Source organism: Methanobrevibacter sp. TLL-48-HuF1 (assembly GCF_023617305.1).
Lineage (GTDB): Archaea > Methanobacteriota > Methanobacteria > Methanobacteriales > Methanobacteriaceae > Methanocatella > Methanocatella intestini.
The window spans coordinates 359509-382411 of sequence record NZ_CP081485.1; the positions used below are offsets into that span (position 1 = coordinate 359509).

A 22903-nucleotide genomic window follows, 5' to 3' on the forward strand; every position below is an offset into this window, starting at 1 on the left:
GGAAAAAGATAATATTAATTGTGTTAAAGATGACCATAGGAAGAACATATAATAGTACAAAACATTTTATATTATGAGATATAGAGTATACTAACATGTCACAAAAAGATGACGAACTTTTGAAATTAACTTCATATGTTGAAATTTCAAAGTACAGAGAAAAAACCTTAAAATCTATTGGAAATAATGTTAAAATACCAACAAACATTGCAAAAGACAGCGGTATTAGAACAAACCATATTTCTAAAGTTTTAAGTGAACTTAAAAGTAAAGAAATCGTAGAATGTATAAATGAAGAAGCTAGAAAAGGAAGATTGTACAGATTAACTGATACAGGTAAAGAAGTATTGGAATCTATAAATGAAAAAGAGGAAGAAAACTGAAACTGCACTTTTCATACTTCCTTTAACAATTACATTTTTCTTTTCTTATGTTTCTTTAAAAAAAATAATTTAAACCCTGTTTTTAATACCTTCCTTTAAAAATTCCAAATTTTCACGATTATTAACATCTGAAGCTTCATCAAAGCTATCAAATAAATAATTAAATATAATCTGATTTTTAACATCCATTTTCACAGAGTCCATAGACTCGTAACCTATAGACTTATAATCCGGATTTTTTAAATCTTTTTTATATTGCAGTTTAATAGCTTCCCTTAAATCATAATCTATATAATCTTCCAGCTGACCAATTATTTCCTCGGCAAAAGTATTGCCCAGCACCATCAAAATCCCAATTTTTTCATCATCAAAAGTTGTTTCTTCAAGCAAATTCTCAAAAGAAGCATAATTTTGATATCCATGAGGAATAAACCTTCCTTCAACAGTATGAGCACAATATTCATTCATTAAAGCCAAATCATTAGACAAACAATACCAGACAAAACCTTCTAATGTAGAAGACTGCTTTACTTGAAACACATCACAAAGCAAACTTTCAATTATGTCAAACAATAAAAAATGAGTCAATTCATGAATAATAGTAGCTATCTGAAATGAATCATCCAAACGGTCATCATAATACAAAACATGACCAAATTCGAATCCGAGTTCTTCACCTCTGGCCTTTGGTCTACATTCGGCAAATACTTCTGCTATACTTAATATTTTTTCTTTAGGATTATGACCTACAATCTTTGAAAATTTTAATTTCTTAAAAATATTTGATAATAATTTATTATAATCTTCATCAGAAATTTCAGCTTTAGCTAATAATAATTTATTATAATCAGTAAACAGCTTTTCAAAGCTATCAATAGATACCGGACGAATTTGCTTATTGCAATTACTGCAATAGCTACTATCATCTGAATTTAATTCCCCGCAAAATGGACAGATATTATCCATAGCTATTCTATTTCCACAGTGAGTGCAATAATTATTTGCTTTAAGATTAGGAGTTCCACATACATCACATTCTTTCATAACTACACCTTATCTGAAAACATTTCTTATAGACTTTCCAGCATTTGACAATTTAATTTTACGATTCATGGCTTTTTTAATGTTTTTACCGCAATTAGGGCAAAATTCAACATCATAATCTACAATTTTTCCACAACTACAAACCAATTTAGATTTAACAAAACGTTTTGGATTCAATTGTCTGTCGCAGCTGCTACAAAATTTGGCAGATATTGGATTTTTAGTTCCACAAACACAAATTAAAGCTTTGTTTTCATTTTTTAAGTCAATTCCACAGTCAACACAGAAATCAGCAGTAACATCATTTAATGTAGAGCAAAAACATAATTTTTGAATATTTCCATTAGTTTTTTCAAAATTATCTAACGGAAATCCACAGTTACTGCAAAACTGACTGAATTCATCATTTTCCTGTCCGCAAAAACAAAAAATAGGATAATCACATTCAAATTCGAAATTACTGTAAAGATCTCTTAATGGAGTTTCTTCATCTTCAACTAATTTTTTCCCACACATTTCACAAAACAAGTTTTCTTTAGAATTAACATGTCCGCATTCACAGGTAACGGTTGTAAATGAAAAGGTAGGTTTTGGTTCAGATTTAAAAATTCTTCTTAATTTACTATGTGTTCTTTTAACACCACAATGATAACAGTAATCATTTTCTTTAAAATTTAAATATCCGCAGGAACAGATTTCATATTTAAAATCTTTTCTGGTGCTTTCAATATAAGGTGAAAAATCTATATCCAAATCAAAAAATCCGATGTCATAAATTGGAAGTGTAAACATATAATCATCTTCATTATCCGTAAATGCTGTTCTAGCTCCACAATTCCTGCAGTATTCTTCATTAAGGGATAATCTTTTGCCACAATTGCCACAATAATTTTGTAAACCCATACACATCATCATTTAGTCAAATAAAGATAAATTCTTCTTAAAATCCACCCTATAATCCCCGTAGGAATTACAAATAATCCTGCTATAACTATACTTACACATATCAACAGCAAAATCGCAACAACAGGATTAACCGCAAATTCACTTAAAAAAAATTCAGAATCTACAAATAAGGAAATATAAACAGAAACTGTAAAAAAGAAAACAGCTTCCATTGCTAAAATTACTCTTAATTTGCTAATCCTGTATTTATTTTTTCTCTCATCAAATATATGAAACAATTTGAATTTAAAAGTTGGTTTAGTATGCACATTATCTTTAAAATGTGATTCATTAAATGTATTATTAACCTTTTTCTTTTGTGAAATTTCGCTTGTTTCTTTTGAATACATGGAATTCATAATTGAATTATGTTTTTTAATTGTATTAATGTCCATGTCAACAAAAGAATTGCCGCATTTTACACAAAATTTGGCATAATTAGCATTTTCAAAACCGCATTTAGGACAATATTTCATTTAAAGTTCACTCATGTTTCTTATTTCATTAACAAAACCATCTAAAACTTCTTCCCCTAAACCTTCAATGTATTTTATAGAACCGGCACATTCATGGCCTCCTCCATCAATACCTGCTGAAGGTATCATTTCAGCTAGTTTAGGAACAATATTATTGACACTGAATCCAAATTTTTCATTAACAGCATCCGTAGCTCTTATTACACCAAAATCAGGACCATGTCCTAAAGTTATAATTGGTTTATCCTCACCTAATTCCTGAACAACACTATCATGAACAAAACCGCAGGTTTTTCCAGGAGCAGGGAATGTAAATTTATGAGCATATTTTTCAACATCAATCATATTGAAGTAAATACCATTCTCAAAATGAGCTTTCTCAATATTAGGAATAGCTGCTTTAAGTTGAGTATCAACACGTTTTAAATATTCTTTATACAATGCATCAATCATTTTTTCATGCTTATCAATATTATCAACAGCTAAAATAGTATCCATAATTCCTCTACCATTCATAAACCTAAGGAAATAAGCTTCAAAGTCAACACATTCAGCTATTTTAGCTAAATGTTCTTTAGTAAATCCTTTTTCTGCTGCCAATTCAAGATACTGATAAACTTCACCACATTCAGCATGATCTCCTAAAGCTGCAATAGCCGGAAGATGTTTGATTAAATCTTTAATTTCAGGATTTATAATATGTGCCACTTCAGTAGCCAGTGCTCCTGCAGTTAGCTGAGAATCTCCCCCAACCAGATAAGGATTTACATGAGTATCAACATATTCATCAACAACAACAGTTCCCCCAATAATTTCCCCATCTTTTTCCTCTTTAGTAAGCAATTCTCCAGGAGAGTGATGATCAATTACTACAACTTCCACATCATAAATTTTAGCCTGCATTAAAGCTACAATATCCTCTTCTGTAGAACCATTATCCAGTAAAACAATTAACGGCAATTTTTGGCCATGTCTTTCTTTGTCTTCAAGAGCAAAAGACAAATCCTTAACTACATCTTCCAATTCATAAAACGGAGCTTTACTTGGAGACCTTTTGAAATAATAATATTGGGCATCATTACTTGGATTTACCTGTTCAACAAGAGGAACAATAGCTTTTTCCATAGCTACTCCAGAACAGATACCATCTGCATCGTTATGATGTCTTAATAAAATAGATCTGCCATCTAAAATAGCTCTCCTAATCTTTTGAGCTGCTTCCCTCATTTTAGGTTTCAATCTGTTTAAAACATCACTTTTAACCAGGAAATCAACATCATCAGGTTCTGCCCTTTTATTTAATGCATCTTCAATCAAATCCTGAAGTTTGGCTTTTTTCTCACCTTCCAATTTGGAAATAGACTGAGATTCAATTTGAGGTTTGCCACCATGCTGATTAACTTCACCTAAAACTTCTACAGCATCTCCAACATCAATATCAGGATATGCTCTGACTCCTGCTTCATCAAAAGCAGCTACCCAAGTAATATTTGATTCATCAGTAATTGTAAAAATAGTCGGACCGGAAGTTTGCTGAACCTGTAGGACTTCACCGTCAACACGAACCAATTTACCCATTTTTTCTTCCAAATCAGATATGATAGTTCTAGGAATGCTTTTTGTCTGTTTTATAATATTATAATTTTTAACATATGCTGGAGCCAAATCAATTTTTCTTTCCCTTGATTTAATGGCTGTTATAAATACAATAACATCATCTCCAACTTTATAATTAGATATATCTCCTCTCATAAGTCCCCAGACATTATTATTTAATGTTACAAAAGCACCATATTTTTCAACACGGGTAACTCTACCTTTATAAAGTCTGTCTCTGTCCATATCCCTCATTTGACATAATGCATCTAAGACATAAACATCTTTAACTTCATTTTCTCTCTCCCGTATTTTATCACGTTTCATTCTATCTTCCTTCCTTTTAGTGTGGCAATCTCTACATAAATCATATTTTTCGCTAATTGGTTTTCCACAGTCATTACATACATTAATCTGACCACTACCATGACAATTAGGGCATTCTTCAAAAACTTCAATTTGACCTTTTCCATGACAAACTTCACATGGAATATCCTGATCAGCCCCTAAATCAAATTTAGCTTTTGCATTACTATTAACTCCTTTAAAATGATTTCCTACATCAAAGGAATCTTGGTAACCAGTTCCGCCACAGCTATCACAGTCTTTATAATCTACAACTACAGAACCTGTTCCCCTACATTTTGGACACTTTTTTTTCAATTTAAAAACCTCATTTTAAAGTAAAAATTTTATCTGAATAAATTTGGATTATCATTAACTAACTTATTTCTTGCATCTTGATACTGAATAGCTTCATCCATTAAGCTATTTGCCTTATTACCATAACTACTTCCTGTAGAATTATCATTATTTTTAAAATAATAAATAGCATGAACCAAATTAGATGCAGCATCTTGCTTTAATTCTACTTCATCAATAATAGTAACTATATATTCTTTATGGACCTCTTTAAAATTATCACTACTATTTTGTATAACTAACAAATCCCTTGAACTTTTATTAAAATTATCGCTTGCATAAAGTGCTTTTTCTAATGCATCATCATAATTTTTATTATTTATTAAATTTACTGCATCATTATACTCTTTATCACCATTAGCTATATTATCACTAATTTCAGCCATTGAATTATCAAGAGAATTCATAGAAAATCCAACATAAACAATAGCAATAGCCATTATAACTAAAAGAAAAATAAAAATTAATGTTTTCTTATAATCTGACACAATATAATTTTTATAAAAACAAGTACTTAAAATTTTTTTTATAAAATATTAATATAAAATTCGCTATTTAATCAGAATATGTGTGCATAATTAATACCATATTTTTCATAACATTAAACATTAATTAAACAAAATAATAATAGCTGTCAAATAAGCTGCTCATCTATGAAAATATCCTATTCCACAGTAGGGTGTCCGCCAAAATTGATTTTTGATTTTTCGTCAAAAAAATTTTTGGGCTTAATTTTTATTATTTTTAATATATTTCAATTAATTTTTGTTTATTTTATTTTATTTGGTTTAATTATTTTTTAAATTATTGTTTAGTTTTATTTTATTCTTATTTTTGATTTTTAATGGTTTTAAGACAGTTAAGTTTATATACTTTGTTGTACATATTTTATATTAGATATAAGTTGTTTTGGTGTTGTTATTTATGGTTAAAAGAAAGTTTGATAGGAATCAGGCAAAATTGGGCATTAATACTCTTGATTGGAATGTTCCGGAGAATCATATTTCTCGTTTTGTTGTTGAATTTGTTGAAGAAGTTTTTCCACTTTTAAATATCAAAGAACCCAAGAAAAAGAAAGGAAGAGACTCCCTTCCAGTGGATTCCATGTTAAAATTGCTTATTTATGCCAAAATCCAACATATTGATAGAACATCAATAATTGCAGATATGGCGCGATACCATGATATATTTAAATACGTGTGCGATGATATTAGACCTTCTGAAAGATCAATCCAAAGATATCGAAGAGAATATGGCCATTATTTTGAAGTATTGCTGCAAATGACATTAAAAAAGGCCTTTGATGAAGGATTCACTGAATTTAATCACGTTGCCATTGATGGAACCATCAAAAAAGCATACAATTCCAACAACAACACCATTACAAAAAAAGAAACTCAAATATTGATCGATTACTACGAAGGACGACCTATTGACCCTGAATGTCTTGAAAAACTTCACAAACCTGCTCAAAGATTATTGGAAAAGAAAGACATAGATGATGAAGATAAATTAGAACTATTATATGGAATAAAAACACAATTTACATTCACAGGACAGGATAAAATTCCAGTAAATGATATAGAAGCAAGATTTATGAAAGGAAAGAAAGGAAACTTCATGGTTGCTTATAATATCCAATCTGCAGTCGATTATGATACCAAATTAATCTGTGCAATAAACGTCACACAAAACCCGACAGACCACTACGAACTACCAATAATCGCAGAAAGAGCAATAAGAAACATTAACACCACACCAAAGTATATAAGTGCCGATACAATATACTTAAACCAAATATCACTATCATACTTAGCAGATAAAAAAATAGATGGTTTAATACCAAATAGAAAGCAAAGTAAAGAAAAAATAGGAAAATTAAATCCAAATCCATACCATAAAGACCATTTTGAATATGATTATGAATTAGATGCATTCAAATGCCCAAAAAATCAATATATGCACTTTTTCGCAAAATACATCGAACCACACAAAGATCCAGAAAAACCAGACAAAATAAAAAGACTCTACAACAATTATGAAGCCTGTAAAAACTGCAAAGCACGAAACAAATGCTTAACAGGCAAACAAACACACAAAACCATCACAGAATACGGATCAGAAATGCAAAAAGCAATGAACGAAAAAATGGAAAAACAGGAATATAAAGACGAATATAGCAAAAGATCAAGCGTTGAAGGACCATTTGGAATATTCAAAGAACAATTCCAAATAGAAAAAGAAGTAGTCATCGGAATGGTAAAAACAGAAGAAAGAATAAACTTAGATGCATTAGCATATAATTTAATACGACTACACAACATAAAACAAGAAATAAAAAACACAACAGAAGATTTAGAAGATTTCTGCGAAAGCACATCCATTAAAAACCAATTAAAACTTGATGTAACAATATTTTAAAAAAAATCAACAAGTCAGCCAAAATTCAATTTTGGCGGACACCCAGTAAAAAAAAAAGAAATAAATTTTAAGAAAAGCATCTTAAAATTTATTGGCTGGCCCAAAGGCCGTGTAAGTTACAGAATTCCCTTGCAATTGCTTCGTTTGCAGCAAGTAAATCTGCATCAACAGTAAATGTAGCTTTTGGAACATCACCTGGTTTGAAATGTTTGATATATCTTTCATCACCAACGATTAATTCAACAAATTGGATGAAATGGTCATCGTCCATCGGATGTTGAACTTCACCAACAGCAACTGTAACTTCGTTCCCATCAACTGATATAACCGGAACATGTTTAGGAGCTTTATCTCCTTCAGTTTGAGGTTCGATTATATTTTTAGAAGAGTCACAGCAAGCTTTTTCTTCGTGTGCATCTACTAAAACTTCAACTATGCTTCCGCAGTCTTCACATTTGAATATTTTTCCATATTCTACCATACAAACATCTCCTCATAATAATTTAAAGAAAGTTTATATTTTAAAGTATATAACACTATTGATTATTTTCACACTACTATTTGAATTGCATTCTACTTTTTGAACAAACACATATCAGAAAAGAGGTTACCGTCAATTTTTCCATTTATAAATCTTAGTTCTATTGTTTTTTCTGCATCGGCGATAGCTATCAGTTTTGCTCCAAGCTCGTAGGCATCTTTATGGTTGAAGATTGATTCATCGACTATTTGTTTGAGTGTTATTTCCACTCTTGCGCTGATGTTGGTTTTTCTGGCAACATAATATATTAATTTATTATGTATTATATATAAAAGTTTATTATAAAAAAAATATATAAGCAATAATAAAATTATTACTTACACGATACAAAATAAGTTTTTTCTTAAGAGTTATTACCCGAGATTTATTTTTTGAAGTTTTTATTCCGGCATTTCATCAAGTTCCTTTTGCAAGTCATGAATCTGCATTTCTTTGTAAAATCTTTCGAACTTTCCGACTTCAATAAGATATGCAGAAACTTCAAGAGCATCCCTATAGGTATAATTAGACTCTTTTATAATTTGCTTTTTAGTTTCATCCATGTAGGATGATGTATTATTAACATTGGCCATAGCTATTACAACCCATATATAATAATTAATATAATATTTTATTATTACATTTATATAAATTTATCATCATCTACTTTCACTTATGACTGCATCATCAACTATATGAACTTACTACAATATACTTAAATTCCATCCTCATCCCTTTTGAATATATTATAATCTTTTAAAATACATAAACTTAATTCTTTTTGGTTTCTTAAAGCATGAGATGTATTTACTGGAGAATGATTTAAAATAGACATATCAATTAATTCATCGAGAATAGAAAATATTTTTCTATCATTTATCGAAATATTCAAAGATTTTTCAATGTCTTCTTTCATATATTCAAATGCTTTTTTATTTATCTCAATTTTATGATTTTTAACTTTAGGATCAATATCTTTTATTCCTTTTTTCTCATTATTTTTACAGGAATCATAAATGTTTTCAACATCTTCAAGCGAAATATTTGTCCCACAAACATCATTTATTGCTCTTTGAATCTCAGTTGGTTTAAAATTATCTATTTCAAAATCATTATCCCAAATCCAACTCCAACCAGTTACTAAATTATCATTTAAATCATCATTTGCAACAAAATCTCTATCTGAATCATCCATATCCGATAAATCAATTTGATTTAATAAATCTTTAGTATCAAACATTTTACCTGAAATTAATTTGTTGATAATATCGTTTTCTCTATCCCCTATAAAACATGGAATAGCTTGCCATAACTTTAAATTAAAATTAATTAAGTTAAAAAAGTTATTAACAACCGCTTTAAAAGGTTTATTGTTTGGAGCATTAACAAAAGTTTTAGAACTATAAAAATTTAGAATTCCTCCAATGTCAATAATTTCTATCCCTAAATTTTTATGATTAAAACCATAGAATTCAAAAAACTTTGGAATCATAATTTCTTCAGTTTTTCCTTCTACAAATAATAGAATTTTGGGATGATAATCCAAAGTTAAAGAATTAGCTAAATAGTATGATTTTCTTCGTTTCAAATTAAACTCATATTCACCAGTATTTTTATTGGTAAAAACTTCATTTCGATATCCTCTTAGAGTAGCACCCTTCTCATCAGAAGGAATGACATTTTTCACTTTTTCCCAATCCCCCTGAACTTCATCCACATCAAATATTTCTCTACCAAGATAATCTTCTATGCATCTTTTAAGCATCATTGCCCACTGCAAATATTCAATTCCCAATCTTGTATAACCAATACATTTGTCTTTTTTCTTCCAATCAACACTTTTCCACAATTGTATTGCATAGTCACTGCCCAAATATTTATCTAATTCATTGCATATTTTAGCATAAACCGAATATAACTCATCTTCATCTGCATCAATAATCTTTAAAGTGTCTTCCAAATCAAATTCATCTAATCTTTTATGAAAATCCTCATAATTTGTTTTAAGAGAATAATTTCTCATATTAGATCTACCATATGGAGCATATATTTGAGTTGCAATTAATATATCAATAAATTTATCCATAGCTGGAATTGGATCTTTTATTAATTTATCATTATTTAATAAAAACACTAACGAATAAATCTGAAAAGATGAGTAATATGAATATATTTTACAAATTCCAATATCTTTATCATAGAAGTTATCAAATTCCAGAAAGTCTTTATCTTTTGGAATATGAATGTAATCATCATATAATTTCATGAAATCCTCATTAACATAATCATCAAAACTAGGGGCCATATAAACATTACTAACTTCATTATACACTGCCTTAAATCTAAATATAGGATAAAAAAGACCTCTTTTTTCAAATTCTTCCAATTTACTTTTTTTAATATTAATTCCTCTATTATTGCAAAATTTTATGAAGTCCTTCATTTTTAAAGGAGGGTTTTCTAAATATAATCTCTTTTCAAAGTAATATCTTAAAAATTTTGAATCCATTATTCTCACTCCTCCAAATAATCTAATTAAATTATTTTCTTAAAATCACATCAAATCTATAACTAAGAAAGATATATCAAATTTCCTTCAATAAATCAATCAATTATTAATTAAAAATTTATTTAATAATATTAAATAAGTTTATGTATGAAAAATGAAAAAATTAAAGAGTTAACATTGAATGTTAACTGCTGTACAAATCTGTAAATATCCATGATGGATCATAAGCAATAACATTTCCATCTTCACACCAAATTGATCTTACATTGCCTGAAGTTGTATCAGCTACTGCTGCAGGATCACAGTTAATCCACTTTCCTGAAGTATTTTTCTTATGTCTTAACCTTAATCTTATATGACCTGTTCCTGAGACTCTGCATTTAACGTGAACAAACTGAACATCATAGCCTAAGCTTTTAGCTATTCTGTAATATACTTGTCCCCAGTCCACACAATTAGAACCTTTACCCTCTTTAGCATCTGTTATTGTTTTCTTATCTGTTTTTTGTGAATCAAAGTATTTGCTGTACAATTTCTTCTTAGCTATTGCTGCTAAAGCTTCATCAATACTATTACCTTTAAAAGTATAAGTCTTTATAAATAACTTCATTGTTGAATCGTTATAGTCAGGTAATGTTGACTTGCGATATACAATTGCAGGAAGTCTTCCGTTGGCCCTGATATAGCTTTCAGTTCTAATTGCCATGTCCACATATTCAGCTTTATCAATTTGTTCCTTGTTTTTTAAGGTTACATAGTTTGGAAGGAAATCCAATGAGTTGTTGTCTTTAATAGCTGCCATTGTATACATTGCCACTAGCTTATCATTTCCTAGTTTCTTAGCTTTCTTTTCTATGTCTTTGCAATTACCTTTTAATGTTAATATCTGGTAATGGTCACGTTTTTTGTATTTCTTTTGGTTTTGAACAAGCCAGTATGCTATTGAATTCATCGCCTGGCAAAAGCTTGTCCAACTAATACTATTCTCTAACATATAGTATAATTTATATTAGACTCTTTCAAAAACTTTGTTGATTTGAAATTTTTTAATGAAAATTAGTTTGTAATTTTTAATTTTGCTTAAAAATAGTTAAATTTAATAAATAGGTGGAGTAAAAGTTTTTATTATGCCTAACCAAAAAACAAATACTCCAAATACTATTTTAGATGTTAAACAATATATATTTTGCGATTTCAATGATGGATTAGTCCTTTCAGATCCTCGTTTTGTGAAAATTTTTAAATCCTGTCAAAAGGCTCTAAAATCTTTTGATTTAAGTTTTAAGAAGGATGTTCCTTATTTTAAAATGAGTTTAGCTCGATGTCCATATTGTGGAACTCGCCATGTTGTAAAATATGGTTTTACAAAAAGAACATTAGTATTTAAAGAAATAGGTAAAACTAAGGTGAAGGTTCAGCGTTATATTTGTAAACGATGTAGTAAAACATTTCAAACTGATTTAACAAGTCTTGTTGATATAAACAGTAATTTTACGAATGAATTGAAGAGTGAATCAGAACATTTAATTTCAGATTATCTGGGAAGCCTGAAAAATGTTTGTAAATCATTTAAAAAATTCTTTGGAATCACTGTTTCACATCAAACAATTGAAAATTGGTTATTTGTTAATGAAAACATTTTAGAATTTGATTTATGGCGTTGCTCGGGCTATTATGTCTTCGATGTAGAATGGATAAAAATCAACGGAGAATGGAAATATCGACACACATTACTAGATTCTATTTCAAATTGTATTGTAGCCGATGCAGTTTACGATACTGAAGATGAAAACACTGTTGAGAAGTTTTTAAGAGAATCAACAGCAAATAAAAATAAAATCGCAATCACAACAGATTTGGATAAAAAATATGCATCAATTATCGCAAAATTAGGTTTTAAACATCAATTATGTATTTTTCATACTAAAAAAAGTTTAAATAAACAATTAAAAACTTTTAAAGACAGAAATCATATTTCTGACGAAGAATATCAAGAATGTCACAAACAACTGAAAATGATCAAAGATTTATTCGATTTAAATGATTATAATGAATTCAAAAAGGAAGTACACTCATTAATTAATAGTAAAGATGATTTTCATCCAGTTATTTATAAAATAATTAGAAAATCAATCTTTCCAAGATATAAAAGCTTCATTCACCACTTAAAAGATAAACGAATTGAAAAAACAAGTAACAAAATTGAAAATGCCTTTCAAAAAACAATGCCAAAATCCAGAAAACGAATATTCAAGACCAAACGAGGCGTTTTAAAACGAATATATCGCAGAGATCTAATTTGGAATGACAATCGCAAAAAGGATTTTGAAAATCAACAAAGTTTTTGAAAGAGTCTTGCAAACATATATTTATTATATTTTTTATTATATTATTTATATAAAATATATAATATATTTTTACTACGGATTCATTAACATTAACAACCACAATTAACAAATTGTTATTTTATTTTCATCACCTTTTCTTGCAGTTTATGGAAATCCTTATTTTTTTATACGCCCCCAAAAATTTATAAATAATCTATAACCAACTTTTAATTTAATGAATATGAGACCGTATCCACAAATTTAATTAAACATCCCATTCAAACATTATTATAGAAATGTTATGAGAGATGCAGTATAAGCAACTGATATTTAAAGTGATATAATGATGATTCATATTAACAACCAAGCAGAAAATTAATAATCATAAACCTTGAACAGATTTAATTAGACTTTTCATAATAGTTGTCAATAGCTGCCTTAAGTGCATCTGCAGCCAAATTGGAACAGTGCATTTTAACTGGTGGAAGACCGTCCAATTCTTCTGCCACGCCATTACGACTAATTTTTAATGCTTCCTCCAATGTTTTGCCAATAGCTATTTCAGTAATCATACTGCTTGTAGCAATAGCTGCTCCGCAACCGAAGGTTTGGAATGAAATATCGGTGATAACATCATCCTTAACTTTAATATAGATAGTCATCAAATCCCCGCAGGTTGGGTTTCCTACTGTTCCTACTCCGTCAGGATTTTCCATTTCTCCTGAATTTCTTGGATTTGCAAAATGATCCATAACTTTTTCACTGTACATATTTAACACCTTAATTTATTTACTTTGACCCATCATTTCTTCATATTTTTCATCAGAATTCCATAAAGGAGACATTTTCCTTAAAGTAGCTACTGACTCTTTAATTGCTTCTACTAAACCGTCAACATCATCGAAGTGAGTTTGAGAACCTAAAGATATTCTTAAGGAACCATGTACATCAACATCATCAAGATTAAGAGCTTTTAATACAGGAGATGCTTCTAAAGTTTTAGATGAACAGGCTGACCCTGTTGATGCCTGATATCCTTTTGCATCTAAAAGGAGAATTAATGATTCTCCTTCAATAGATGAGAATCTGAAATTAATGACATTAGGCAGTCTTTCATTCCTATCACCATTAAGATAAGATTTAGGAACTGCATCCAATACTTTTTCAATAATTTCATCTCTTGTTTTAACTAATCTTGCATAATTTTCTTCCAGATTATTATTAGCTATTTCACATGCTTTACCGAATCCAACAATACCTGGAACATTTTCAGTACCTGACCTGATTCCTCTTTCCTGGCCACCACCATGAATAAGAGGAGTTATTCTAACACCTTTTTTAATATATAATGCTCCAACACCTTTTGGACCATGGATTTTATGAGATGATAAGGATAATAAATCAACATTTAATTCTTCAACATCCACTTTAACTTTACCGAATGTCTGGACTGCATCAGTGTGGAAAAGAATTTTACGTTCTCTTGCTAATTTACCAATCTCAGCAATTGGCTGAAGAGTACCAATTTCATTATTACCATGCATAATGGTAATTAAGATTGTTTCGGGAGTAATAGCATCTTTAACATCCTCTACTTTTACAATACCGTTTTCATAAACCGGCAGGTAAGTTACTTTGAAATCTAAAGTTTCAAGGAAATGGAGTGTTTCTTTAACTGCAGGATGTTCAATTTCAGAAGTAATAATATGGTTTCCCTTACCTCTTAATTTTAAAGCTATACCTTTAATAGCTAAATTATCAGATTCTGATCCGCCACTGGTAAATATTATTTCTTTAGGATCTGCATTAATAGCATCAGCTACTCTTTGTCTTGCTTCATCTAAACCCTTTTTAGCTTCACGACCAACAGAGTACAAAGTAGACGGATTTCCATAGGATTCTCTGAAATAAGGCTCCATTTCTTTTAGTACTTCTTCACTAACTGCAGTAGTTGCTGAATTATCCAAATACATCTTATAATCTCCTTTTATTTTTTATTAAAATTTAAATTTTATCTAAAGCACGTGAAAGATCATCAATCAAGTCATCTGCATCTTCAAGACCAATAGACAACCTTACAAAGTCCGGTGTAACACCAGTAGCTAATTGTTCTTCTTCTGAAAGTTGTTGGTGAGTAGTACTTGCAGGATGTATTGCTAAACTTTTTGCATCACCAATATTTGCAAGAAGAGAGAATAATTCCAAGTTATTGATAAATTCCTTACCTGCTTCCTCTCCGCCTTCAATACCAACACCTAAAATACCTGCATAATAACCATTTAAGTATTTTTTAGCAGTTTCATGTGAAGGATGAGATTCTAAACCAGGATAACTTACCCATTTAACTTTAGGATGTGATTCTAAGAATTTAGCTACTTTTAAAGCATTTTCAGAATGTCTTTTTACTCTCACATCCAAACTTTCAAGCCCTTGTAAAAACAAGAAACTGTTAACTGGTGCCTGAGTTGATCCCAAGTCACGTAATAATCTTGCTCTAGCCCTTAAGGTAAAAGCTATATTTCCAAGTTCTGGAACATCCCCAAATGCATCCCAGAATACTAATCCATGATAACTTGGATCAGGTTCTGTGAATTGTGGGAATTTACCATTACCCCAGTTAAATTTACCTGAATCTACAATGTATCCTCCAATAGAAGTTCCATGACCTCCAACATATTTAGTTGCAGAAGCTGCAATAACATCAGCACCATGTTCCAAAGGTCTTACTAAACCTACACCAATTGTATTATCTACAATTAATGGAATATCATGACTATGAGCAATTTCAGCTAAAGCTTCGAAATCAGGTACATCTAATTTTGGATTACCGATAGATTCACAGTAAACAGCTTTGGTTTTATCAGTAATCGCATCTTCAAATGCCTGTAAATCAGTTGAATCCACAAATTTAACATTCCTTGCCAAATCTTTGAAGGTGTAATCAAATAACTGGTAAGTTCCGCCGTAAAGATTATCTGCAGATACAATTTCATCACCTGGAGAGGTAATGTTTAAAATTGCATAAGTAATTGCTGCAAGACCGCTTGAAGTACCTAATCCAGAATTACCTCCTTCAATAGCAGCTATCCTTTTTTCAAATACTTCAGTTGTTGGATTAGTTAATCTGGAGTAAATTTGACCAAATTCCTGTAATCCAAACCTCCTTGCTGCTTCTGCAGCATCTTTAAATACATATGAACTTGTTTGATAAATCGGTACAGCACATGCTCCAGTAACCGGATCAGGTTCTTGACCTGCACGTACACCTAATGTGGATGATTTGTATTGTCTTTTTTCTACCATATAATCACCTATAATTCTTTTAAATTTAATATTATTACACTACAACCCATATTCTTAAAAATCCCATATTTTATATCCCTTCTAAACTAAATATGATGTGCGTTATGATTTTCAATATAAATATATCACATGTTATAGTGATATATAACAATAGTTATTTAACATATATAAATGTTTGGGTAAACCTAAAAATAGGGCTTACGAAAAATAAATGAAATTATAATGTGTGTTATAATATCATATAACAATAGACATTTAAAATATATAAAGGTTTTTATTAAAAAAAGAAAAAGAGAATTTGGAATCCTCTTTTTTAAGCAATTGTAATATTGTTTCCAACCTGATATTCGTTCCAGATAGATGTGATGATATATTTACCTGGATTTAAACGGATATTTAAGTTAGCTATACCGTTTTCATCTGTTGTTTTATGGTAGAATACACCATTTACGTTAAATGATACATTTTGGTTAGCTAATGCTTTACCTTGACCGTCAAGTGTTTTTGCAGTGAAATTACTGCCGTCTAAGTATTTCATGTCAAGCTCTTTAGTAATTAAAGTTGGCAATACTGTAATGCTGTTGGAGACTCTGCAGCCTTCGTATTCAGCAGTTACAATGTAGGTGCCCGGACGTAACTTAATACCCAAACTGACAACTCCATTGTCGTCAGATACTCTGTGGTAAAAGACTCCGTTGATGTTGAAGGTTATTTCCTGATTAGCTGCAACTTTACCGTCTTTACCAATAACCTTAAGAGTATAACCGGATTCATTTAAGTAATATTTAACCAAATCAGAGTTATCAACAAGTAAAGATTTAACTGTAACTTTATTTGAGTTTTCCTCACCAGTAACAAGATTATAGTTGGTTATAATATATTCTTTAGGAAGCAATTGGATGTTTAAAGTAGCTATACCTTCACCATTAGTATTTTTAGTATAGAAAACACCGTTAATGTTAAACTTAACAGTAGCGTTAACTAAAGCCTTACCGTTGCTGTCCAGGAATAGTGCAGAATACTGAGTTGCATTTCTAAACATTTTAACAATATCCTGGCCAATAACAGTAGATTTAATTGTTATATTACATTTAACAGAGATATTGTTGTAATTTGAAGTTCCATTAAACAGTACTAAACCTTCATATACTCCAGGCATTAACTTAAGTGCCATTGAAGCAGTTCCTTTATTATCAGTAATTTTAGTATAATTTACACCATTAATTACAAATATTAAAGTTTCATTAGCTATCGGATTACCTTTATAATCAGTTAAAACTGCTGTAAATCTGCTTCCATCTTTATAAAACATAACAATGTCATTTGCTTTTAAGTTAACATTTTTATTAATATCTACAGTCATGTTAAGCTGTTTAGTATAATTAACATAGTTATTATCTCCAGAATAAGATACAACAACATTATAAGTACCATTATCCAATACATCAGTGGTAATTTTAGCAGTTCCATTAACTACAGTTGCATTATACTTTTTATTTCCAATGATTATTGTAACATTTCCTGTTGCATCTTTTGGCAGACTTACAGTTATTGTAGCATTTTCTCCACTTTGAACCCTGGAAATATCAACATCAATGTCATATTTAGCTATTTTGCCTACATTAAATGAGGTTATGTTTGTACTAGCTCCATAATTAGCATCTCCACTATATTTAACTACAATGTCATATTTGCCGACAGGCAAGTCACTTACAATTAAACTGGCTTTACCATCTTTAATATTAACCGTAGTATTTTTATTGTTAACACTAACAACCACATTACCTGTTGCATTTTTATTGACAAATACATCAATTGTAGCATTTTCACCTACAACAATATCATTAACGTTGATTAAAATAATTGAGTTTTCTTTAGCTACAATAACTTTAATATTAAATATTTCATTACCAGATTCTACAGTAATTGTATCATTGTCAGATATTGTGTAATTAACACTAGCTGCATTATTAATAACTTTAGCCAGATTATCTGATAATGTGCCATTAATCGCACTGAATTTAACATTAAATTCAGGAAGAGTTTTAGTTAAATCATAAAGTTTTCCATCGTTGCCTTGATATTTATCAAATGTTGCTTTTATAACTTGATTTCCTGTGATATTTTCAATAATGTTTGGAGTTACACTCATAATAATCCAATTTGAAACATCTACATCCTCACATGGAGTATCTTCATCCCATTTACCTGCACCAACCACTTTTGAAGGATCATTATTAGTTCCCCACCAGTTGTATTGTGCATTAGCAGAAGGATTGTATCCGCAATTATAAATTACATAATTGGAGGAAGCATTTTCCAATAATACTGAATAATGAATGTTTAAATTACCATAATTATAAATTGCATTTCCATAATATCCATTACCTGCAGCATTGTCTTCAAATATGGAATTTAATATGTTTACATCACCTCTAGCCAAAATAGCTCCACCATCCTTAGCAGCCATATTATCTCTAAATGTGGCATTAGTTATGTTTACTTTAGAACTTAAAGACCATAAAGTAATAGCTCCTCCATTTCCTACAGTAACTCTGTTAGATTCAAAAATAGAGTTTTCAACTATAAGGTTTCCACTGGAAATATAAACAGTTCCCAATCTTGCAATATTATTGTCAAAATCAGAATCAACTATTTTTACAGTACCTCCCGTTGAATAAACAATTCCATATGATGAAGTGCCTGAAGCGATATCATTGCCTGATACAGTTGAATTAATCAATGCAAGATTATTGCTGTTGTATATTAATCCATGCCCAATATTATGAATTATTTTAGAGTTTTTGATTGTCATTACTCCAGTATTGTAAATAGCACTCATAGTATTAGCTAAAGCATCAGTTATTTCATTATCATAAATGCTTATATTATTTAGTGTAAAATCAGCTCCTAAATTATAAACTGCACATCCAAAGTTGCTTTTTGCTTTGGTTAATTCCAAATTAGCTAAATTAATAACTGCAGATTTATTTGTTGTAGAAATTATTTTGCCATTATTATCAGCATCAATAATGACTTTGCCTGAACCAATTATATTTACAGACTTAGTTATTTCCAATCCATATTCCAGATAAGTTCCCGGCGCTATGTAAATTGAATATCCGTCACTTACTAATTCTAAAGCTTTTTTGATTGTAGCTACAGGACTGGTTTGGCTACCATTGTTTTCATCATTTCCTTCCTTAGATACCCAGACATCTCTTTTAACTTCTTTTATAATGACATCAATGACTGAACTTTGATTGGCAGACTTTACAACAATTTTATTGCTGTTTTCTATAGTATATGAAAAAGTAACTAATCCGTTGACAGTATTTAGAATATTTCCATCAAAATCAATTGTTGTTTCCGGAATATGTTTTGTTAATGTATGAATTTTACCACCAACACCTATATAATGGTTGAAATCAACATTGACATTTATAGTTTCACCTTTTTCACCGGAAATACTTTCAGGAGCATTCATTATTACCCAATTTTTAATATCCTTTCCTGCAGGTGTGTTGGTTCCCCACCAGTTATAATCAAGAGAAATTTCGGATTTGCCGTCTTCTTCCACACTTGTATAATTAACAAATCTGTTGTTAGTGATAATACAATAATCCACATTTAAAGAAGATCCGTCTCCAAGATAAAAAATACTGTTTTCAAGGTTATTTCCGTCAACAACAGAATTTGACATTTTTAAAATAGTATTTTTAGAAATTGAAATTAAATATCTGCTGTTTACATTGTTTATTAGAGTGTTAACAATATCAACAGAACCTGAAGAAAGATACAATACTCCCAAATCAGTATTAACACTGTCAAATGTACAGTTATATATTTTAATATTATTGCCATATACTTTTAAAACTGCAGATCCGTCATTTTGTGAAAATACAATGTTATTAAATTCCACATTATCTGCTTTGCAGACAAATGCATTATTGGTCAAAATAACTTTACCTAAACCTGTAATAGATACTTCCTTATTTATTGTTATCTGACTTTGAGAATAAGTTCCTTCCATAACATATATTGTAGATGAATTTTTAGCCAGTTCAATTGCTTTAGCTATTGTAGCTACCGGAAAGTTTTTACTGCCGTCATTTGCATCATTACCATCAGCTGACACCCAAATCGCATCAATGACTTTGGAAATAATCTTAATAGTAGCTATCTGGTTACCTGATTTTACAGTAATTGTATCATTATTATTTACAGTATATGGAACACTAGCTATTCCATTAACACTATATGCAACATTGCTTAACAAAGTTCCATTGATTGTACTGAATTTAACAGTTATTGGAACATTTACAGCCAAATCATAAATTTTACCACTTGCATCTGTATAATGATTGAAATATACTCCCACATCAATTGTTTTACCTTTTTGAGCAGTTATATTATCTGGTGTGGTCATTATGATCCATTTACTGATTTTATCATTGGAAACAGTATTATTTCCCCACCAGTTATAATCCAGAGCAATTGCAGCATTTCCTGATTTAACATTGAATATTTTGTTAACTTTATTATCAACAATGCTGGAATAAGATACATCAAGAGCATTTCCATTTGTAAGCTGGAAAATTTCACTCTCAGAGCTGTCTCCAGCAGTATTGTTTGAAATTACCGTGTTTTTAATATTAATATTAGCATTTGCACTTGATCCGTAAATAAGATACTGACCAAAACCAGTAGAAGTCATACCAACAGTATTATTCACAATTACAGTATTGAAAATAGTTAGTTTTCCTCTTGTTTCTATTACTGCCTGCATTGGACCTGATGAACCTCTAATAACAGTATTATTTAAAGTTACAACTGCATTTGAATCATCAATATAAAATATCCCCCTTAAATATGCATACTTATCATTTTCTACAACATTATCAGCTAATTTGGAATTTGAAATAGTTAATCCGTCAAAAATATACTCCCCGCTTCCAGAAACATGAATAATAGCTGATCTGGAAGCAGTTCCTACTACATTTTCAAAAGTACAGTTTTTAATTTCTGCATTTGCAGTAGTTCCTATGTCCATAGCACCATATCTGGCTCCAATATCTTTAAAAGTACAATTAATTACTTTAAGAAAACCATCACCTTCAATATATAATGCTGCAGATCTTGTTTCTTCAGATATTAAATTTGCAAAAGTAATGTTTATAAATTCCAAATTGCATCCGTCTTCAGTACATGAAAATGCACGGTTTCCAGTTCCTCTTATAATAACATTATTTCCTTCACCAATAAATGACAGCGTTTTATTGATTTCTAAAACTTTTTGAGAATACTCCCCATCCATTATATGAATAGTATAACCTGATTTTGCTATTTCAATAGCTTTAGTTATGCTGGCTAATGGTTTGTCTTTACTGCCGTCGTTAGTATCACTACCTGTAGTTGCTACCCATAACTCATCAATACTTCCGTCAAGATTAATTTTAATATTTTTAGTATTGGAATCTTTAATTAAATTTTTACCAACACTTAACGTTGCAACACCATTAGCTTTAGGGCTAACACTAACTTCTGCAGCTCCTTTTTTGACAGTTATACTGTTCTGATTCAAGGTAGCATATTTTTCATCGATAATTGCATTAAGATTAAATACAGGCAGTTTTGTATTATTAAATACAATCTGATAAGCAGAATCTCCAGAAATAGTATTATTACCGACAATACTTAATTTAGCTATTGTAAAATCACATTTATACAATATTCCAACAGAACCATAGGTAGCTGCATTTGTACCCCAGTAATTATCCCTACAGCTTTTAATATATTCAATATTTACATGATTGATATTGTTTATAAAAACATTATTGTCAATAGTGTTTACATTCAATCCATTTTCAAGTAATGCATTGGAAATATTGTTATTCATTATTACATTACTGTTTATAAAAACAGAATTATATCCGCTGACTCTGAATATGTTAGTTGCAGTATTATTGATAAAATAAGAATTGGTTACAGTTAATGAACCTCCATCAGCCCATATTAAACTTTTATATCCTGAATTTTGAAAAGTAACATTATCCAGTACAAGATTACCTCCATTTTGATAAATTATTCCTTTATCATCTGCATTATAATTCAAATCAGTTATTATAATGTTTTTTAAAGTTAAAGTACCTTTATTAACAGCAAACAGCCTTACATCTTTGGAATTGCTTCCATTTATTATGTGTGATGCACCATCAACAGTTGTATCTTTATCAATTATGATACCTGATGATAAAGAACCATCACTTGAAGAATCATATTTATAATCCTTATCCAAACTTATGTTCGGATTTGCCTGAATATTCGAATTCAAATCACTAAATGTTCCAACATCCTCAGGAGCAGTTAAAACATCCTCAGAATATGTGGAATTAACTTGCAAGCCATCATTATATCCAACATTATTTAAATCTTCATTAGCATTAACTAATGACATGGAAAATGTTAAAATAATCATGATAACTAAAATAAATCTTTTTTTAATCATCATATCCCCGTTAACTTCATTTTAAATTAATATACATTGAAACTTAAAGTTTTTTATTGAAATAAAATAATTCTTAAGTTTAATCAATATATTTATAATACAAGCATATTTATGATTTGTCAAAATATTTTGAGCAAATTAAGGAAAAATGTTGCAAAAAACAATAATT

Annotated in this window: 16 protein-coding genes; 3 read left to right on the forward strand and 13 right to left on the reverse strand. The window is 29.8% G+C overall.

All coding sequences use genetic code 11. The features are described 5' to 3' along the window. The first annotated feature begins 95 nt into the window (after window positions 1-95). Window positions 96-383 (forward strand): winged helix-turn-helix domain-containing protein, encoded by a 288-nt coding sequence (locus tag K4897_RS01755; RefSeq protein WP_004034351.1) that lies wholly within the window; start codon window positions 96-98, stop codon window positions 381-383. Between the two features lie 69 nt (window positions 384-452). On the opposite strand, the gene K4897_RS01760 is transcribed toward K4897_RS01755, so the two are convergent. From K4897_RS01760 to K4897_RS01780, 5 genes are read right to left on the reverse strand one after another with little or no spacing between them, the layout of a single operon-like run. Continuing rightward, window positions 453-1427: a zinc ribbon domain-containing protein gene (locus K4897_RS01760; RefSeq protein WP_019268361.1), complete on the reverse strand. Its 975-nt coding sequence runs from the start codon at window positions 1425-1427 to the stop codon at window positions 453-455. 9 nt (window positions 1428-1436) lie between these two features. Further along, window positions 1437-2339 carry a zinc ribbon domain-containing protein gene (locus K4897_RS01765; protein WP_019266222.1) on the reverse strand — a complete coding sequence of 301 codons (903 nt, stop codon included), beginning with the start codon at window positions 2337-2339 and terminating at the stop codon, window positions 1437-1439. Continuing rightward, on the reverse strand, window positions 2339-2848 hold the full coding sequence (locus K4897_RS01770; RefSeq protein ID WP_019264174.1) for a zinc ribbon domain-containing protein: 510 nt from the start codon (window positions 2846-2848) through the stop codon (window positions 2339-2341). Before K4897_RS01770 ends, K4897_RS01765 begins: the two co-directional genes overlap by 1 nt. After that, window positions 2849-5107, reverse strand: a complete 2259-nt coding sequence (locus K4897_RS01775; protein ID WP_019266223.1) for a DHH family phosphoesterase — start codon at window positions 5105-5107, stop codon at window positions 2849-2851. It abuts the gene before it with no gap. A gap of 29 nt (window positions 5108-5136) precedes the next feature. Further along, entirely contained in the window at window positions 5137-5586 is a 450-nt protein-coding gene (locus tag K4897_RS01780) for a hypothetical protein (RefSeq protein WP_019264176.1), read from the reverse strand. Between the two features lie 484 nt (window positions 5587-6070). On the opposite strand from K4897_RS01780, the gene K4897_RS01785 reads away from it, so the two are divergent. Then, window positions 6071-7567 carry a transposase gene (locus K4897_RS01785; RefSeq protein ID WP_250415666.1) on the forward strand — a complete coding sequence of 499 codons (1497 nt, stop codon included), beginning with the start codon at window positions 6071-6073 and terminating at the stop codon, window positions 7565-7567. 88 nt (window positions 7568-7655) lie between these two features. Here the strand turns inward: K4897_RS01785 and K4897_RS01790 are convergent, their stop codons facing one another. The 4 genes from K4897_RS01790 to K4897_RS01805 form a co-directional block, all read right to left on the reverse strand. Next, window positions 7656-8048 carry a desulfoferrodoxin family protein gene (locus tag K4897_RS01790; RefSeq protein WP_004034361.1) on the reverse strand — a complete coding sequence of 131 codons (393 nt, stop codon included), beginning with the start codon at window positions 8046-8048 and terminating at the stop codon, window positions 7656-7658. A 440-nt stretch (window positions 8049-8488) separates the two neighbouring features. Further along, window positions 8489-8680 carry a hypothetical protein gene (locus tag K4897_RS01795; RefSeq protein ID WP_250416371.1) on the reverse strand — a complete coding sequence of 64 codons (192 nt, stop codon included), beginning with the start codon at window positions 8678-8680 and terminating at the stop codon, window positions 8489-8491. A 122-nt stretch (window positions 8681-8802) separates the two neighbouring features. Next, the gene (locus K4897_RS01800; protein WP_250416373.1) at window positions 8803-10596 is read right to left on the reverse strand and encodes a TOPRIM nucleotidyl transferase/hydrolase domain-containing protein; all 1794 of its coding nucleotides are present in this window, start codon (window positions 10594-10596) and stop codon (window positions 8803-8805) included. Between the two features lie 184 nt (window positions 10597-10780). Then, entirely contained in the window at window positions 10781-11548 is a 768-nt protein-coding gene (locus K4897_RS01805) for a pseudomurein-binding repeat-containing protein (RefSeq protein ID WP_250416375.1), read from the reverse strand. A 355-nt stretch (window positions 11549-11903) separates the two neighbouring features. Here K4897_RS01805 and K4897_RS01810 point away from each other — a divergent pair, with 355 nt between their 5' ends. Continuing rightward, entirely contained in the window at window positions 11904-12944 is a 1041-nt protein-coding gene (locus tag K4897_RS01810; protein WP_250416377.1) for a hypothetical protein, read from the forward strand. 380 nt (window positions 12945-13324) lie between these two features. Here K4897_RS01810 and nifU read toward each other — a convergent pair whose 3' ends face one another. The 4 genes from nifU to K4897_RS01830 form a co-directional block, all read right to left on the reverse strand. After that, window positions 13325-13693, reverse strand: coding sequence for a Fe-S cluster assembly scaffold protein NifU (gene nifU / locus K4897_RS01815; protein WP_250416379.1), 369 nt, complete (start codon window positions 13691-13693; stop codon window positions 13325-13327). Window positions 13694-13708: 15 nt separating this feature from the next. After that, the gene (locus tag K4897_RS01820; RefSeq protein ID WP_250416381.1) at window positions 13709-14896 is read right to left on the reverse strand and encodes a cysteine desulfurase family protein; all 1188 of its coding nucleotides are present in this window, start codon (window positions 14894-14896) and stop codon (window positions 13709-13711) included. Between the two features lie 31 nt (window positions 14897-14927). Continuing rightward, on the reverse strand, window positions 14928-16226 hold the full coding sequence (locus tag K4897_RS01825; protein ID WP_019266227.1) for an O-acetylhomoserine aminocarboxypropyltransferase/cysteine synthase family protein: 1299 nt from the start codon (window positions 16224-16226) through the stop codon (window positions 14928-14930). A gap of 313 nt (window positions 16227-16539) precedes the next feature. After that, on the reverse strand, window positions 16540-22734 hold the full coding sequence (locus tag K4897_RS01830; protein ID WP_250416382.1) for an Ig-like domain repeat protein: 6195 nt from the start codon (window positions 22732-22734) through the stop codon (window positions 16540-16542). Window positions 22735-22903: the final 169 nt, after the last annotated feature.